The sequence below is a fragment of the Pseudomonas sp. WPR_5_2 genome, assembly GCF_003634475.1.
GTDB classification, from domain to species: Bacteria; Pseudomonadota; Gammaproteobacteria; order Pseudomonadales; family Pseudomonadaceae; genus Aquipseudomonas; species Aquipseudomonas izuensis.
The window spans coordinates 120,785-136,017 of sequence record NZ_RBLA01000011.1 but is presented as its reverse complement, the minus strand read 5'-3'; the positions used below and the strand labels follow the sequence as shown (position 1 = coordinate 136,017).

The window sequence follows — 15,233 nt, the reverse complement described above, 5'->3', positions numbered from 1 at the left end:
TTTCATGACCCAAGCCATTCGTTACGAAAAAGGCCAGGACCGGATTGTCGTCCTGACCATCGACATGCCGGGCCAGAGCGCCAACACCATGAACGCGGTGTACCGCGACGCCATGGCCGACTGCGTGGCCCGCCTGGTGGCCGACCGGGACGCCATTGCCGGCGTCATCATCACTTCGGCCAAGAAAACCTTCTTTGCCGGCGGCGACCTCAATGAGTTGATCAAGGTCGGCAAACCGCAAGCCAAAGCCTTTTACGACATGGTGCTGAACCTCAAAGGGCAATTGCGCACCCTGGAAACCCTCGGCAAACCGGTGGTTGCGGCGATCAATGGCGCGGCGCTCGGCGGCGGTTGGGAAATCTGCCTGGCCTGCCATCACCGCGTGGCGCTGGACAACCCATCGGTGCAACTCGGTTTGCCGGAAGTGACCCTCGGCTTGCTGCCGGGCGGCGGCGGGGTGGTGCGCATGGTGCGCATGCTTGGCCTGGAAAAAGCCCTGCCGTATCTGCTCGAAGGTAAAAAAGTACGGCCGCAACAGGCGTTGCAGGCGGGGCTGATCGATGAGTTGGCGGCGGATCAGGACGAACTGCTGGCCAAGGCCCGCGCCTGGATTATCGCCAACCCGACCGCCGTGCAGCGCTGGGATGTGAAGGGTTACCAGATTCCCGGTGGTACGCCGTCGAGCCCCAAGGTCGCACAGATGCTGGCCATTGCGCCGTCGATCCTGCGCAGCAAAACCCAGGGTTGCATGCCGGCGCCGGAGAAGATCCTCTGTGCCGCGGTGGAAGGCGCGCAAGTGGATTTCGACACGGCGCACCTGATTGAAACCCGCTACTTCACGGAGTTAACCACCGGTCAGATCTCGAAAAACCTGATCGGTACTTTCTGGTTCCAGCTCAACGAAATCAATGCCGGAGGCTCGCGGCCGCAGGGAATCGCTCCGTACGTCACCCGGAAAGTCGGCGTACTCGGCGCCGGAATGATGGGCGCGGGCATAGCGTTTGTCAGCGCGTCGGCCGGTATCGAGGTGGTACTCAAGGACATCAGCCTGGCGGCTGCCGAGAAGGGCAAGGCACACTCGGCAGCGCTGCTGGACAAGAAAGTGGCGCGCGGTCAAATGAACAGCGAGCAGCGCGAAGCCGTTCTGGCGCGCATTCATACCACCGAAAGCGATGCCGATCTGGCCGGTTGCGATCTGATCATTGAAGCCGTATTTGAAGACCGTGAGCTGAAGGCCAAGGTCTCCCAGGCCGCACAAAAAGTCGTCGGTGCGGATGCGGTGATCGCCTCCAACACGTCGACCCTGCCGATCAGTGGCCTGGCCACGGCGGTGCCGGACCCGAGCAAGTTCATCGGTCTGCATTTCTTCAGTCCTGTGGACAAAATGCCCTTGGTGGAAATCATCAAGGGCAATCACACCAGCGATGAGACCCTGGCTCGCGGCTTCGATTTCGTCCTGCAAATCAAGAAAACCCCGATTGTGGTCAACGACAGCCGTGGCTTCTTCACCTCGCGGGTGTTCGGCACGTTTACCAATGAAGGCATCGCAATGCTGGGTGAAGGCGTCAGTGCGCCAATGATCGAGACCGAGGCGCGCAAGGCCGGCATGCCCATCGGACCGCTGGCGATCTCCGACGAAGTGTCCCTCAGCCTCATGAGCCATATCCGCCAGCAAACCGCCAAAGACTTGCAGGCCGAAGGCAAGCCGCTGGTCGAGCATCCGGCATTTGCCGTGATCGACTTGCTGCTCAACGAATACAAGCGTCCGGGCAAGGCGGCGGGAGGCGGTTTCTACGAGTATCCGGCGGGTGGCCAGAAACATCTGTGGCCTCAATTGAAAACCCGCTTTGAAAAGGCCGACGGGCAGATTTCGCCCAAGGACGTACGTGATCGCCTGCTGTTCGTGCAAGCCATCGAAACCGTGCGCTGTGTGGAGGAGGGCGTGCTGACCTCGACGGCGGATGCCAACGTCGGTTCGATTTTCGGCATCGGTTTCGCTGCCTGGACCGGCGGTGCGCTGCAGTTCATCAATCAATACGGGGTCAAGGACTTCGTCGCCCGCGCCCAGTACCTGGCCGGACAATACGGCGAGCGCTTCGCGCCACCGGCATTGCTGCTGGAGAAAGCCGCCAAAGGGGAGACGTTTTAGGGATTAGTGACGCATCGCGGGGCTTGCCTTGTCACGGTGTTTCAAGGCAGGCTCTGGGGTGTGCATTATTCCCATCACGTGTCAGGTATTTTTTATGTCGTTACGCATCTGCATTCTCGAAACCGACAACCTGCGTCCGGAATTGGTCGACCAATATCAGGGCTACGGGCAGATGTTCAAGCGCCTGTTTTCGCAGCAACCCATTGCCGCTGAATTCACTATCTACAACGTGGTACAGGGTGACTATCCCAGCGATGACCTGACCTTCGATGCCTACCTGGTCACCGGCAGCAAGGCTGATTCCTTCGGCACCGACCCGTGGATCCAGACCCTCAAGGAATATCTGCTGACCCGCTACAAGCGTGGCGACAAACTGTTGGGCGTATGCTTTGGCCATCAGTTGCTGGCGCTGTTGCTGGGCGGCAAGAGCGAACGGGCGAGCCAGGGCTGGGGTGTCGGTACCCACAATTACAAACTCGCTGCCAAGGCGCCGTGGATGAATCCTGTGCGCGAAGAGCTGACCCTGCTGATCAGCCACCAGGACCAGGTGACCTCACTGCCGGAAAACGCCACGGTGATCGCCTCCAGCGATTTCTGCCCGTATGCCGCGTATCACATCAACGACCAGGTGCTGTGCTTCCAGGGTCATCCGGAGTTCATTCACGACTATTCACGGGCCTTGCTGGAAATTCGTCAGCAAGCGCTGGGCGAGCAGGTGTATTCGAAGGGTATCGCGAGCCTGGAAAGTGAGCATCACGGCGCCACGGTGGCTGAGTGGATGATGCGGTTTGTGGCGCACAAGCCAGAATCGGTTAAAGGCTAAAAGCTTCGCGAGCAGGCTCGCTCCCACATTTGAAACTCGATCGATTGTGGGAGCGAGCCTGCTCGCGAATGAGGCGACTGTTTTTCACTGGAAGCACACAGCCCTACAGCCACCCCGATTTCTTGAAGCTCGCCCACAAAGCCACACACCCCACGGTAATAAACCCCAGCACCGCGAAATAGCCGTAATGCCAGCTCAGCTCGGGCATGTTCTGGAAGTTCATCCCGTAAATCCCCGCTACCGCCGTCGGGAACGCCAGGATCGCCGCCCACGCGGCAAACTTGCGCTGAACCACGCTCTGGCGTGACGCCTCCAGCAACACCCCGACTTCGATTGTCTGGCTGGCAATGTCCGCCAGGGTGGTCAGGTCTTCCATCTGCCGTGTGACGTGAATCTGCACATCGCGAAAATACGGGCGCATGTTCTTGTCGATGAATGGAAAGCTCAGTTTTTGCAGCTCTTCGCCGATCTCCACCATCGGCGCTGCGTAACGGCGCAGGCGCAACACATCTCGGCGAAGGCTGTGCAGGTCCTGGATATCGCGTTCGTTCAGCGTGCCGCACAGGACGTTGCGTTCCAGCTCATCGATCTCGGCATGAATCGCTTCGCCCATCGGCTGGTAGTTTTCAATCACGAAGTCGAGGATGGCATAGAGTACGAAATCTTCTCCGTGCTCAAGCAGCAGAGGGCGCGCCTCACAACGCTGTCGGACATAGGCGTAGGACGCCGAGTGACCGTTGCGTGCGGTAATGATGTAGCCCTTGCCGGCAAAGATATGGGTCTCGATGAACTTGAGTTTGCCTTCTTCCCGAATGGGGGAATACGTGACGATGAACAGCGCATCGCCGAAGGTTTCCAGTTTCGGTCGACTGTGTTTTTCCAGGGCGTCTTCGATGGCCAGTTCGTGCAGGTTGAACTGGCGTTGCAGGTTGTACAGTTCCTCGGCGCTCGGCTCTTCAAGGCCGATCCAGACAAAATGCCCCGGCTTTGCAGCCCAGGCCGCGCCTTCGTCGAGGGTAATATTGGTGACTCTCTTGCCAGCGCTGTAAACCGCAGCAGCAACAACTCTACCCATGATGGTGATTCACTTCTTATTAGCAGGCGTTCATTAGCAAAAAGTAGCGGGCGTTACTCAGCTTAGCCTTGTCTGCTGCTGGAGCGTCAGTGAAATCTGCGCGGTTTTCGGGCAAAAGAAAACCCGCACAGGGCGGGTTTCATTCAAGCGGCTTGCAGTTGCCGGTCCATCGAGTCGATGCATTCGCGCATCTGTTCGCGGCACTGGGCAATCAACATGGGCATGTCGTCCAGACTCAAGCCGGCGGTGGGAATGGCCGGCAACGAGCGAATCAGAATTTTCCCACTGCGCCAGCGATTCAAACGCATGTGTTTGACGTAACTGCTGACGCACACCGGCACGATCGGCACCCCGGCCGCGATGGCCATCTGGAAGGCGCCTTTCTTGAACGGCAACAGCTCTTCGCCCAGATTGCGCGTACCTTCCGGGAAGACCCAGATCGAGGTGTCTTGGTTTTGCAGCGTGTGGGTGGTGGTCACCATCGACTGGCGTGCTTTCTGCGCATTGCCACGGTCGATCAGCACATTACCGGCCAGCCAGAACAACTGACCGAACAATGGCACCCATTTCAGACTCTTTTTACCGATGCACACGGTACGGCGGGGCACCACGTTACCGAATACAAACAGATCGTAGTTGGATTGGTGGTTGGCAATGATCACGCAACTGTCGGGTTTATCCATCAGCGGCCCGACATCGGCCTTCACCCGTAAACGCAAAATACACATCGCCGGCCACGCATACAGACGCGCGCACAGACGACTGTTATCCGGATTGAACGGGCGGCACAGGCCGAGCATCACGCCCAGCACACCCGCGACAATAAAGTGCAGGCCCATCAATGACATACGTAAAACAAACAGCATTTTCAGGCCCCACCGGGACAAAAGGTGGCGCAGTGTACGGATGTGCACTGTTTTCGGCAATTGCCGCTAAAGAAGCGGGAGATAGCCGATGTTTAAGCACATGTTTCCGGCTGATGGGTGAGACGCGTTCTAGAGCGGTTGCCGGCTTTTCAACAGGGTAGGTACGAAAAAGCCCGACACGACGGTCGGGCTTTTCGTTGAAGCAGGTTGGGGCTTAACCCAAATGCTCCTGATCCAGAATGATCGCGTTATCCAGGGTGTCCAGCAGTGCCTTGCGGACTTTCAGCTTGGTGTTCTTGTGTGCGGTCATGTTGATCTTCTTCAACTGACGAGCCGCCGCCAATGCCGCGCCTTGCAGTTCTTCGGCCGACACCACCAGGTCAAGGAAGCCGGCATCCACCGCAGTTTGTGGATTGAACATTTCACCGTTGATCACCGAACGGTGGAATGCCGACTTGCGCAGTCGATCACGGGCCAGCTCGATACCGGCGTGGTGCATGGTCATGCCGATCTGCACTTCATTCAGGCCAATGCTGAACGGGCCGTCGACACCGATGCGGTAGTCGGCTGACAGCAGCAGGAATGCGCCTTTGGCAACCGCATGGCCGGGGCAGGCCACGATTACCGGGAACGGGTGAGACAACAGGCGGCGGGCCAGCGTCGAGCCGGCAGTTACCAGCGCCACGGCTTCTTTAGGGCCGGACGTCATCACCTTCAAATCGTAACCGCCCGAGAGAATCCCGGGCTGACCGGTAATGATCACCACCGCACGATCAGTCACCGCCTGATCCAGCGCCGTGTTGAAGGCTGCAATCACGTCCGGAGAAATGGCATTGACCTTGCCATTGCTCAGGGTCAGGGTCGCGATACCGTCTTCGAGATGGTAGGAAATCAACTCACTCATGACGCTATTCCTTTCAATAAAGTTGGGCAGAAGTTACCCACCGTCTCAGGCCAGGTAAAGCGCCATGACTGACCCGCCAGTCACCCTTTGCCCGCCCGCCAAGCGTAGCCCGCCCTGCCAGCGGCACATTGCCCTCTATATAGTCGTGTGTGCGAAGCCAGAGATTGGCCGGTTTGCCATTGCCCTGACCGGCTCGAAACGACTAATTGCGTTAAGCGCATGAAAATTCTGAAAAAATGTTTGCCATCAGAAAAGCTTTCGACTACATTAGCGCGCCTCGACAGACAGAACTTGTTTGAAGAGATACGGTGAAGTGTCCGAGTGGCTTAAGGAGCACGCCTGGAAAGTGTGTATACAGGAAACTGTATCGAGAGTTCGAATCTCTCCTTCACCGCCACATTTAGAAAAGCCCCGCAAATCAACGGTTTGCGGGGTTTTTTGTTTTCCGATTGTACTACCCATTTGTACTACTGCTTTCGGGGTGGGAATCGGATCATTTGTTTTCTAGAGGCTTTTTGTGAATGTGCCCGTCCTGGGTCATCGCAAAGGTCTTATCTGTCGGGCTTTCAGCGGCGTATCGATGTCGCATCGCATGGCTGTCTAAAAGATATTCTGCAAAGTGTTTAGAATGGGGTAGAGCGGGACGTATAATAGAGCGTATGCCGCCGCCGGGAATACGTAATCCCTAGCATTCCGTGGGGGTGGTCACATTCCCGGAAACTAATTTTATAAAATTCAAAAGCACGAATTTTTCGTGCCCGGCCATCGGCCTATTCAAGTTTGACTTGCAAACACTTAAGCACCCTCCAGGCCCATGTTTTATCTGGCATTGGCGGTATTCTGTGGGCGGGATCTTTACTACTCTTAAGGGCTCTAGGGTCGCTGGTGTAGTGTAGGGTGATTCGGCTTGGAGGTTACTGATATTAAAGGTGTTCTATTATCCATCCAACTAGGAAATGAATTTCATCGAAAACAGTTATGTCAAAAAAAGAAAAACATCACTTTCAAAATAGCTTTATGGGAGTTTCAGTTAAGTGCGCTACCGATTACCCGTCATTCATCAATATTATTGAAGCACTTTATGTGATGGTGTATGGGTGCGCTAAGGTCTACGCAAGGCAGCGTGGATATCATGTGAGGCTCAGGTTTACAGGGGAAATGGATAGCCGCAAATTCAGCGCCCGTCTTTCAACTTTCTTCAAAAGAAAATCCAACTACATACCGTTGCGCTTAACGGTTGTTGAATGCGATGAGGATGGAGAAGGCTCGCATCATCACTTCGCTATAATATTGAACGACAGGCTAGATCGGAGATCAAGCTTAAACCGTTTTATGGCAAAGCTTATGGATGGAGGGTTTTTAGCTGATTACAAAGTAATAGGTCCTGACAGTGATCCTTATGGGCATCACCTTCGAACACTTGAAGAAAAAGATAGCTATTTTGAATGGATGAGCTACCTTGCGAAAGTCGCAACTAAGGCCGATGCCGGCCAAGTTTTGAGTCAGTGTCGCGTTGTCAGTCGTGTGTTGAAAGAATGGAGGCTCGCTGGCAAACCTGATTTACGAAAGCAACTATTCGACCAACATCCGAAAGATAGCATTGCGACTGTTGATGTTTTCGAACTCATGCAATTGGTTGACTTGTCACCTGTAGTTATGTTGACACGCACAGCCTCTAGTGTGCTCTATGGGGCGATTTGAGTGACTACCCTTCGGGGTTGTACTGGTGTTGTTCTGCGCCTCCCTAAAAGTTATTATAGGGTCTGCTGGATACGCATTGAATTAGTACAGTTTATATCTGTGCTACTTCTATGATGTCATGCGGCGATTACCACTGGCTGCGAGAAAACACCAATCGAATGTTTTGGATAAATTAACAAGTAAATCATGTCTGCGACTGCAAAACGTACTTTACGGGCATTGTGCCAGCATCATATGCTGGTGGCATCATAAACCCACCAATGCTGCGGTAGAGACATGAAAGCTAAAATAATATTTTCTGGGTGCGTTATTGGCATGGCTTTGGCGACAAATTCATTTGCTGGCGTCGTCAATACCTCTGCTGGATTCGATCAGTCCACTAGCCGACTTTACCTCGCCCAAGCGCAGCTAGATACATCAGAAACTGAAGCGAGGCTATTGGCCGAACATGATGCCAAGGCTAAGGCGGCAGAAGCTGCCAAAGCTAAGGCCGAAGAATATGACAAGGTCCTAGCAGCAGAAGATGCCAAGGCCAAGATAGCTGCTTCTACTCAGCTAAAGGAGATAGAAAACGCCAACAATTTGAAGTATTCGGGGGGGCTATCAGAAGCATTACAGAACAACAAAGATAAGGGTTTAGACTGGTTCAAGAACAAGCTGTTCAAGCTAGACAAAGCCTCTGTCATCACCATGTGCGATCCAGGCATTTGCTACATTGTTGCATTTAGTGGGTTGTCGGGTCTTGGAATAACCTCAGAAAATGGAGACTTCAACGGTCGACAGCTGCAAGGGCAGCTTGTACGTGTTATTGGCACTGATCGGTTCGGGAACATTGTGGTAACTAGATTAACCACAAATGATAAACCCTCGCAAAACTCACGCCCAGCGAAACACGTGGAGGAAGTGCGACAACTACCTCTAGACAAACCCGCGCAAAATTCGCTTCCAGCGAAACACGTGGAAGAAGTGCGACAAATATCTCTAGACAAGCCTGAGCGCCAGCAAGCCCCGGCCGATGATGTTGGTGATGAAGTTGCGGGCAGTTTTGATGATCTGATTCGTGCTCGGGCATCAGAAAGCTGGGCTCGTCCACCGTCAGCAAAGAAAGGCATGAAAGTCGTACTACAGATCAGTATGTTACCGGATGGCACAATGAAGTCGGTCAGTGTAGCCAGGTCCAGTGGAGATACCCCATTCGATAGCTCAGCGGTGGCGGCGGTCAAAAACGTCGGTCGATTGCCAGAAATGCAGGGACTTAGGCCTAGTGATTTCCAACCCTACCGTTCATTCACGATGGTATTTACGACTGAGGATCTAACCTTGTGATCAATGGGCCGCAGACGTACGCGAGGAGCTTTGAGGGTTCGTGATTCATGTGTCGTCCTCAATGCTGGAATCAGCATAGCAAATGACATTGACGAGCCCCCAGCGTCTATCCGCAGGGGGCTTGGACTATCAAAAGCCGCTTGCTCGATAATCCCGGCTGCCAACATTCGATCACCACCCACTCAAGGATGACCACCATGCCAGACAACACAGATGCCAACAACGCCACAGCGGACGTACTGACCTTGCTATTGCACAACCAGCACGCACTAGCCGCAGCAATTGAAGAAGTCGCGTTGTGGGCAAGGTCAACTGGTTCGCTCGAAGCACATAACAACGCCATCACGGCGCTGGATACGCTCGACAAAAATGCCTCAGCCATCACTGCTGGGATTCTCAAGTTGAGGGCATAACCGCTATCAAATAAGTCTACTTTTTTGGTAGCTCGATAGCGGCCAGCGTGGCGCTATCAAATATCTATTTACGATAGCTATAAGATCGTATTATCATAATTCTATAAAAACTATAGCTAAAGGATAGCTAGTATGAATACTCATTTATATCTCCGAGCTTCAACTAAGGAGCAAGATGCTAATCGGGCTAAACTCGCCCTAGAGGCCTTTGCTTCAGAAAAGACCCTGAAAATTGTTGGGGTGTACGCTGAAAATATCTCCGGCACCAAACTCAATCGTCCCCAGCTGATGCATCTACTCGAAGTCGCCGCCAAGGGTGATGTTCTTCTGTGTGAATCTGTGGATCGCCTCAGTCGCTTGTCACAAGCAGATTGGGAAACCCTGAAGGCCACCATCAAAGCGAAGGGGCTCCGTCTGGTCATAGCTGATCTGCCAACTACCCACCTATTAGTCGTAGACAAGGGGGACACCGGACAAATAATGGATGTCATCAACAATATGCTCCTTGATCTCATGGCAACTATGGCCCGTTTGGATCAAGAGAAGCGCGTCGCGCGGATCAATCAGGGGTTGGCAAATAAGCGTGCAGCTGACCCTCAATGGAAGCCAGCTGGCAAAGGCAAAAATGCTGCGTTGTGGGCGAAGGTTCAAGCACTGATCATCAAGCACGCAACGATGTCTGCCGATCAGATAGCCAAGCTGGCTGATTGCGGCGTTGCGACCGTGTACAGGATCAAGCGTGAAATGAAATAGCTGTTATGGCGTACAAAACCCGCTTAGTGATTGCTTTGTCACGATGAAGCTTTCGGTGTTGGAGGAAATCTGTTCAAGATTACCAGGTTGCTCTAGTGGGTGTAGCATCTAGCTATCATTGATAAGATCGGATTTCCAGAAAAGATGTAAGCTGCGACTCTGCGCTTGATCGATCTCCTGGTTTGGCGGCTGGCGAACAATGCTCCACGGGGGGGGGGGGGGGCGCTGGTAGCGAATTGTCCAGTGATGCACAGTTGAAACGCTTTGCTAACTTAAAAATTTTAAAAAGGAAGTTTAAATTGAGCCTTTATTCCAACCTGAAAAATGCGAAAACTGAAGAGGATGTAAAAGATGCGTACATAAAGGCGTTGGGACTAAAAAGTTACACTAAAGGCTTGATTGACATCCAGACCAAAGAAATGTGGTTTGAAGCAAAAGATACTGGGAAAAATTCATGCTACGCCATGTTCACGCAACTGTTGCATTATGTTCAGTTTGCTGTTGATAAAGGTGAAACTGTTCCTCCATTCTTAGCCGTAATAGATACCGAAAAGGCTGCGCTTATGAAGCTCAGCGACGTTTTGCCGTTTCTAAAAAAGAAAACGGTTAAATGGGGGAAGTCTGCCAGTCAGTATACTCAAGAAGCTCTGGATGAGATATCCGCACATATCGGAACCCACTTTGTATCTTTTAAGATATCGACACATGAAGACGAATTTATAAGCACCGCAAAAGAAGCTATCAAGTCTGGTGACATAATTCGTATACAAATTACCCCGGATAACCTCAAGCAGGTGTTCGACAAGTGGGTTGCAATGATTGGCGTCGAAATTTCAGGGGTTGATGCTGAGGATTACGCCCTTCTTTTCTTTGCAGATATAATGCATGATGGAACGATTTCCACGCATTCTAACTTGCCAGCAGAACTTCTTCATAAGAACGGATCGCCTATTTTCAGTTTGGCAGGTAAATATTATGAACTGGGCAATCAAGATGGATATAGAGAGTTTTGGGCAATTTACCACAAGCCTCCAAAGTCCGAATATAGAGACTACCTGCTTGAACGTCGCGATAGTCTGATTCCTTTAGATGAACGCAGCTTTAAAGGTGCATTTTATACCCCTCTTCACGTAGTCGATAAGGCTTATGACCAATTGTCAGAGTCACTCGGTAAAAATTGGCAAAAAGAATACGTGGTTTGGGATATGTGTTGCGGTGTAGGGAATCTGGAAGTCAAACACAGTAATCATCGCAATATCTACATGTCTACCCTGGATCAAGCAGATATCGACGTGATGCGAGCTACCAAAACATGCGCAGCCGCAATTCGTTTCAGTACGACTATCTCAACGATGATGTAACTGATAACGGTGAAATTGACTATAACCTAACCAATAAAATTCCACCTTCTTTGCGAAAGTCCATCGCGGAGGGGAAAAAACTCTTGGTCTTGATCAATCCTCCGTATGGGGAAACTGGCGCGGGCGTTGGGCGAGGTAATAAGAATAAGATTGGAGTAGAACAAACGCGTATAAATGCTTCAATGACAAAAGAAGGGTATGCTAGCAAAGAGCTATTCGTGCAATTTCTTACGCGGATATCCAAGGAGCTGCCAACTGCTACGCTAGCAATGTTTAGTACAATGAAATATGTTAATTCACCAAATTTCGAGAAATTCAGAGATCACTGGAATGCGCAGTATTTAGGTGGTTTTGTTGTCCATAGCAAGGCCTTTGACGGTATCAATGGTGATTTTCCTATCGGCTTTCTGATCTGGAAGACCAATCAGCTTGCGACATCCAAAACACCGATTATCGACTTGGGTGTGGAAGTTCTGGATAAAAAGGGGAACCAAATTGGGGCAAAGAAATACTATAATCTCCCCAATAGCGTATTTCTTAACGCCTGGATAAAAAAGCCTAAGACTAATAAAGATCTTGCTTTGCCGTTATCCAATGCTGTAACTGTTTCAAAAAACCCGAGGATGAAAACTTCATGCGATGATATGCTCGGTTACTTCTATGCAAGCAATAACGATCTGCAGCACGCAGCGATTGAAACACTCATCACGTCTTCAATCTATACTGGAGGGAATGGCGGTGGATTATATGTTGTCGAAGACAATCTATGGCAGGTGGCTGTAGTTTTCGCGATGCGGCGAATTGTAAAGCCTACATGGTTGAACGATAGAGATCAGTTCTTGCAACCGACAGAAGAACTAAGTGATGAATTCAAAAATGACTGTCTGATTTGGATGCTCTTCAATAGTTATAATCTCACAGCTGGAGCGAACGATATTGAATGGAACGGAGAAAAATGGTCGCTAGTTAATCATTTTATTCCATTTTCTGAAGCAGAGGTAGGCGCACCAGATCGTTTCGAATCTGACTTTATGGTTCGGTATCTTGAGGGAAAAATACTTTCAAGTGAGGCCCTGGCAGTAATAGATTACGGTCGCGAGATATGGAGAAACTATTTTTCATATGTGGATGTTCGTGCCGTGCGCGAATCATATAAGTTGAATCGGCCAGATGTTGGTTGGTACCAAATAAGAAAAGCTTTGAAGGAGCGCGTCCGAAGCAGCCATAACGTGCCAGTTAGTCTTGTCCCGTTTGAGCAAGCCTATCAAAATCTTAGTGATAAGCTACGCCCAATGGTTTATGGACTCGGCTTTTTGCGCCAATATTAATTTGGTGATTAAAATTTAGAGAGTTTGTTTTTGGTTTGTTGTGGGAAGTGCAGCCATCGATAGGGTGGCTGCTTACAAAGTTACAATCTAACGCAAGTCTAAGAACATTTTGCAATGCCGTACCGGAAGGGCGGCCGGACCGGCGGGAGGTTTACTGTTGTTTAAGTTGAGTTCATGGTAGCGATAGCATGGGGCTAAGCTGTCCAACGTTAAATGCAGTTTAATATGGACTAGATGCTAAAAGGGTGGCGGGGGACTTACTACATGCTTTCACAGTCGGGCTAAAGGGGCGAATTTGAAACACTTTAAAGTTTCACCAATTAAAAAAATCCGGCTCATATTTTTTTGCTGACGAGAGTTTTTCGTTAGCTTAATTACGGCCACCCCATATTCAAAGCTGTGTCACCCTCACGTTGGCGTAGGGCTTTGAATTTTAAACCTCTTTAATTCCCTCCCGCATTTATAATTCTTCAGGTCATCCAAGCACCCAAGCAACGATCTTACAGCAAAGGTGCTGACTGATACCTAGAATAGAGCGGGAAGTTTGGAAATCGCGGCCAGCTTTTGAACGGTACTCGCGCCTTTCGAGTAAACGTCATGTGTTACCGAGCCAGTTGCGTGTCCGACCAATTCTTTAGCTAACGCATCTTGCACGTCGGCCCGGATGAGCTCGGTGACGACGGTATGCCGAAAGCTATGGAACACATGGAGTTTGCTGAAGCCAGAGGCTGTACGTAATCTGCCGAAGGCCTTAGATATTGCATGTGAGCGCTTGCCGTACTGATTGGCGGATTGTGTGGGGATTAGGAACGTGTCTACCGTAGCCTTTAAAAGGCGGTCTACGTCGGGCAGTAGGCTATTGTGAATCGGCACCACACGTTTACTAGCCTTACTTTTGCTACGTCGGAAGTCAAAACACAGGACACCATCCACTGTGATGACGCTTTCTTTGTCGAGTTGACATAGTTCTTCGATCCGGGCTCCGGTGTACCAGCCGAGCGTGATGAGGTCGGCGAGCGGTCTATCACCACCATCTAACGCCGCCTGATGCAGCTTTACTGTGTCGTCCCGTGTGTAAATTTTCCTGTCTTGGCCCGCTGTCTCGGACCCACCACCTTGTGGTAAATGATGTCCTACGAACGGGTTTACCTTGTCTTTGTATTCTTCACGCCAAGCCGTGTCGTATTTCATCGCCCACTTCCAAAACGCAGTACCAGCCATGAGGTACTGACCTAGCGTAGCTGGTGCCCGATCCAATGAGCCGAGCCACGCATCTACGGTGTCGAAATTCAACGCCAGTCCTTCGTCTTTGAGGAATGTCGACAGTCGGTCCATCTTTCCAACTTGTTGATCAACGTGTTTTGGCGCCCCGCCGCGATCTTCCCGAAACTTTCTGTATGCTTCCAATCGATTTTTCGTAATTGGTGATTTGCTTCTGTGGCTTGCAGGGTCAGCAATCAGCGAAACGAGTTCAGCTTTTTGCTCCTGGGAGACGGTGTGCCTACGGGTCACCAGCTTCTCAGCAAGCCGTCTGTGAACTTCCGCAAGCTCGTCTTGGAGTTGTAGCTTGCCTGATAGACCCTCGCCCAAGCGTTGTTTAACGTGGGTCTCGAATGCCTCTACCAGTCGCGGATTGCCACGTAGGCGAGCTTCTAATTCACGATTAATGGGGGGTAAAGCTGGGATGGTTTCGCCGATGATCGCTCGTTTCTGGTCCTGAAATATTGAGTTGACTGTTTCAATCGCAGCAACAACATTGGATTGCCAGCCCTCTGGCAATTGTCTGCTTTTTCGAGCTGCCTCGATTTGTGCCCACCATGTGGTGAGATGCACGCCTCGGCGCCGTTGTGCTTCAGTTAAAGATGCGGTCTGAAGCGATTTGATAAACACCTTGCGACCGATGACCTTCTGAACATCCACAGGGACAGCAAGTCGAACGTACCACGTAGATTCGCCCGCTTTCTGGATCAGGTTCTTGGTGTCTCTGATGGTGTTGTTGGGTTTAGCCATTTCAGCGCCGAAATGAGGGAGGACGAATGCAGATTGTACTACCTTTTTGTACTACTAATCCTTCTGAAAGCCTTGAATTACAGCGGTTAATGGTTCGACTGGTCTTAAAATTCGAATCTCTTCACCGCCACATTTAAACGAAAAAGCCCCGATTATTCGGGGCTTTTTCGTTTCTGCGTTTCTGAAAAAAATCCAGTTCATACCTTGGGCGGATCACCGGTAGTAATCCGCGAAAGTGCTTACTCTGGCATCGTCCAGGATTGTAGCGTGTAGCCTTCCTGGCTCAACTTGGCGCGCACCTCTTCCAGCAGGCTTTCCAGCTGCGCCGGGTCGGAATAGGCGCTGCTTGGTATCTGTTTGCGACAAATACGTGTGTTGGCCCGGTCGACGACAGTCAGGCTCAGTTCGCCATTACCGTCTTGCGGAGCCCAGGCGACGCATTGAAAAGGTTCGAGTGCGTGGCCTGCAATCAAAAGTGCTTCGTTGATGCGCAGCGGGGTGCTCATCAGTCGTCTCTCCTTGTA

General features: G+C 51.4%; 12 protein-coding genes, 1 tRNA gene and 1 pseudogene. 9 read left to right on the top strand and 5 right to left on the bottom strand.

The window, feature by feature from the left end:
* The first annotated feature begins 4 nt into the window (after nt 1-4).
* Together BJ917_RS29970 and BJ917_RS29965 are read left to right on the top strand one after the other, a co-directional pair.
* On the top strand, nt 5-2,149 hold the full coding sequence (locus BJ917_RS29970) for a 3-hydroxyacyl-CoA dehydrogenase NAD-binding domain-containing protein (protein ID WP_121105901.1): 2,145 nt from the start codon (nt 5-7) through the stop codon (nt 2,147-2,149).
* A gap of 94 nt (nt 2,150-2,243) precedes the next feature.
* A complete protein-coding gene (locus BJ917_RS29965) occupies nt 2,244-2,972 on the top strand; it encodes an amidotransferase (RefSeq protein ID WP_096509737.1) in 729 nt (242 codons plus the stop codon).
* 103 nt (nt 2,973-3,075) lie between these two features.
* Here the strand turns inward: BJ917_RS29965 and BJ917_RS29960 are convergent, their stop codons facing one another.
* From BJ917_RS29960 to BJ917_RS29950, 3 genes are all read right to left on the bottom strand, one after another.
* Nucleotides 3,076-4,047 carry a magnesium and cobalt transport protein CorA gene (locus BJ917_RS29960; protein ID WP_096509738.1) on the bottom strand — a complete coding sequence of 324 codons (972 nt, stop codon included), beginning with the start codon at nt 4,045-4,047 and terminating at the stop codon, nt 3,076-3,078.
* 143 nt (nt 4,048-4,190) lie between these two features.
* A complete protein-coding gene (locus BJ917_RS29955; protein WP_096509739.1) occupies nt 4,191-4,913 on the bottom strand; it encodes a 1-acyl-sn-glycerol-3-phosphate acyltransferase in 723 nt (240 codons plus the stop codon).
* A gap of 214 nt (nt 4,914-5,127) precedes the next feature.
* Nucleotides 5,128-5,817, bottom strand: a complete 690-nt coding sequence (locus BJ917_RS29950) for a crotonase/enoyl-CoA hydratase family protein (protein WP_096509740.1) — start codon at nt 5,815-5,817, stop codon at nt 5,128-5,130.
* Between the two features lie 307 nt (nt 5,818-6,124).
* On the opposite strand from BJ917_RS29950, the gene BJ917_RS29945 reads away from it, so the two are divergent.
* The 7 genes and pseudogenes from BJ917_RS29945 (at nt 6,125) to BJ917_RS32460 (ending at nt 12,699) form a co-directional block, all read left to right on the top strand.
* A tRNA-Ser gene (locus BJ917_RS29945) sits at nt 6,125-6,214 on the top strand.
* 581 nt (nt 6,215-6,795) lie between these two features.
* Entirely contained in the window at nt 6,796-7,518 is a 723-nt protein-coding gene (locus tag BJ917_RS29940) for a hypothetical protein (protein WP_121105899.1), read from the top strand.
* Nucleotides 7,519-8,502: 984 nt separating this feature from the next.
* Nucleotides 8,503-8,844 (top strand): annotated as a pseudogene (locus BJ917_RS32470) (cell envelope integrity protein TolA); the annotation flags it as partial.
* A 197-nt stretch (nt 8,845-9,041) separates the two neighbouring features.
* A complete protein-coding gene (locus BJ917_RS29930) occupies nt 9,042-9,257 on the top strand; it encodes a hypothetical protein (protein ID WP_121105897.1) in 216 nt (71 codons plus the stop codon).
* A 132-nt stretch (nt 9,258-9,389) separates the two neighbouring features.
* A complete protein-coding gene (locus BJ917_RS29925) occupies nt 9,390-10,010 on the top strand; it encodes a recombinase family protein (RefSeq protein ID WP_121105895.1) in 621 nt (206 codons plus the stop codon).
* Between the two features lie 182 nt (nt 10,011-10,192).
* A complete protein-coding gene (locus BJ917_RS32465; protein WP_256658586.1) occupies nt 10,193-11,371 on the top strand; it encodes a hypothetical protein in 1,179 nt (392 codons plus the stop codon).
* Nucleotides 11,323-12,699, top strand: a complete 1,377-nt coding sequence (locus BJ917_RS32460) for a hypothetical protein (RefSeq protein WP_256658585.1) — start codon at nt 11,323-11,325, stop codon at nt 12,697-12,699. Before BJ917_RS32465 ends, BJ917_RS32460 begins: the two co-directional genes overlap by 49 nt.
* Nucleotides 12,700-13,224: 525 nt before the next feature.
* On the opposite strand, the gene BJ917_RS29915 is transcribed toward BJ917_RS32460, so the two are convergent.
* A complete protein-coding gene (locus BJ917_RS29915; RefSeq protein ID WP_121105894.1) occupies nt 13,225-14,709 on the bottom strand; it encodes a site-specific integrase in 1,485 nt (494 codons plus the stop codon).
* 239 nt (nt 14,710-14,948) lie between these two features.
* Nucleotides 14,949-15,215: a hypothetical protein gene (locus BJ917_RS29910; protein WP_096509741.1), complete on the bottom strand. Its 267-nt coding sequence runs from the start codon at nt 15,213-15,215 to the stop codon at nt 14,949-14,951.
* Nucleotides 15,216-15,233 lie beyond the last annotated feature (18 nt).

What these genes read in the sequence shown, in the direction of transcription:
- BJ917_RS29960 (WP_096509738.1), bottom strand. Translation starts at nt 4,047, where the DNA reads ATGGGTAGAGTTGTTGCTGCTGCGGTTTACAGCGCTGGCAAGAGAGTC.
- BJ917_RS29950 (WP_096509740.1), bottom strand. Translation starts at nt 5,817, where the DNA reads ATGAGTGAGTTGATTTCCTACCATCTCGAAGACGGTATCGCGACCCTG.
- BJ917_RS29955 (WP_096509739.1), bottom strand. Translation starts at nt 4,913, where the DNA reads ATGCTGTTTGTTTTACGTATGTCATTGATGGGCCTGCACTTTATTGTC.
- BJ917_RS29965 (WP_096509737.1), top strand. Translation starts at nt 2,244, where the DNA reads ATGTCGTTACGCATCTGCATTCTCGAAACCGACAACCTGCGTCCGGAA.
- BJ917_RS29970 (WP_121105901.1), top strand. Translation starts at nt 5, where the DNA reads ATGACCCAAGCCATTCGTTACGAAAAAGGCCAGGACCGGATTGTCGTC.
- BJ917_RS29910 (WP_096509741.1), bottom strand. Translation starts at nt 15,215, where the DNA reads ATGAGCACCCCGCTGCGCATCAACGAAGCACTTTTGATTGCAGGCCAC.
- BJ917_RS29930 (WP_121105897.1), top strand. Translation starts at nt 9,042, where the DNA reads ATGCCAGACAACACAGATGCCAACAACGCCACAGCGGACGTACTGACC.
- BJ917_RS29940 (WP_121105899.1), top strand. Translation starts at nt 6,796, where the DNA reads ATGTCAAAAAAAGAAAAACATCACTTTCAAAATAGCTTTATGGGAGTT.
- BJ917_RS29925 (WP_121105895.1), top strand. Translation starts at nt 9,390, where the DNA reads ATGAATACTCATTTATATCTCCGAGCTTCAACTAAGGAGCAAGATGCT.
- BJ917_RS29915 (WP_121105894.1), bottom strand. Translation starts at nt 14,709, where the DNA reads ATGGCTAAACCCAACAACACCATCAGAGACACCAAGAACCTGATCCAG.
- BJ917_RS32460 (WP_256658585.1), top strand. Translation starts at nt 11,323, where the DNA reads ATGCGCAGCCGCAATTCGTTTCAGTACGACTATCTCAACGATGATGTA.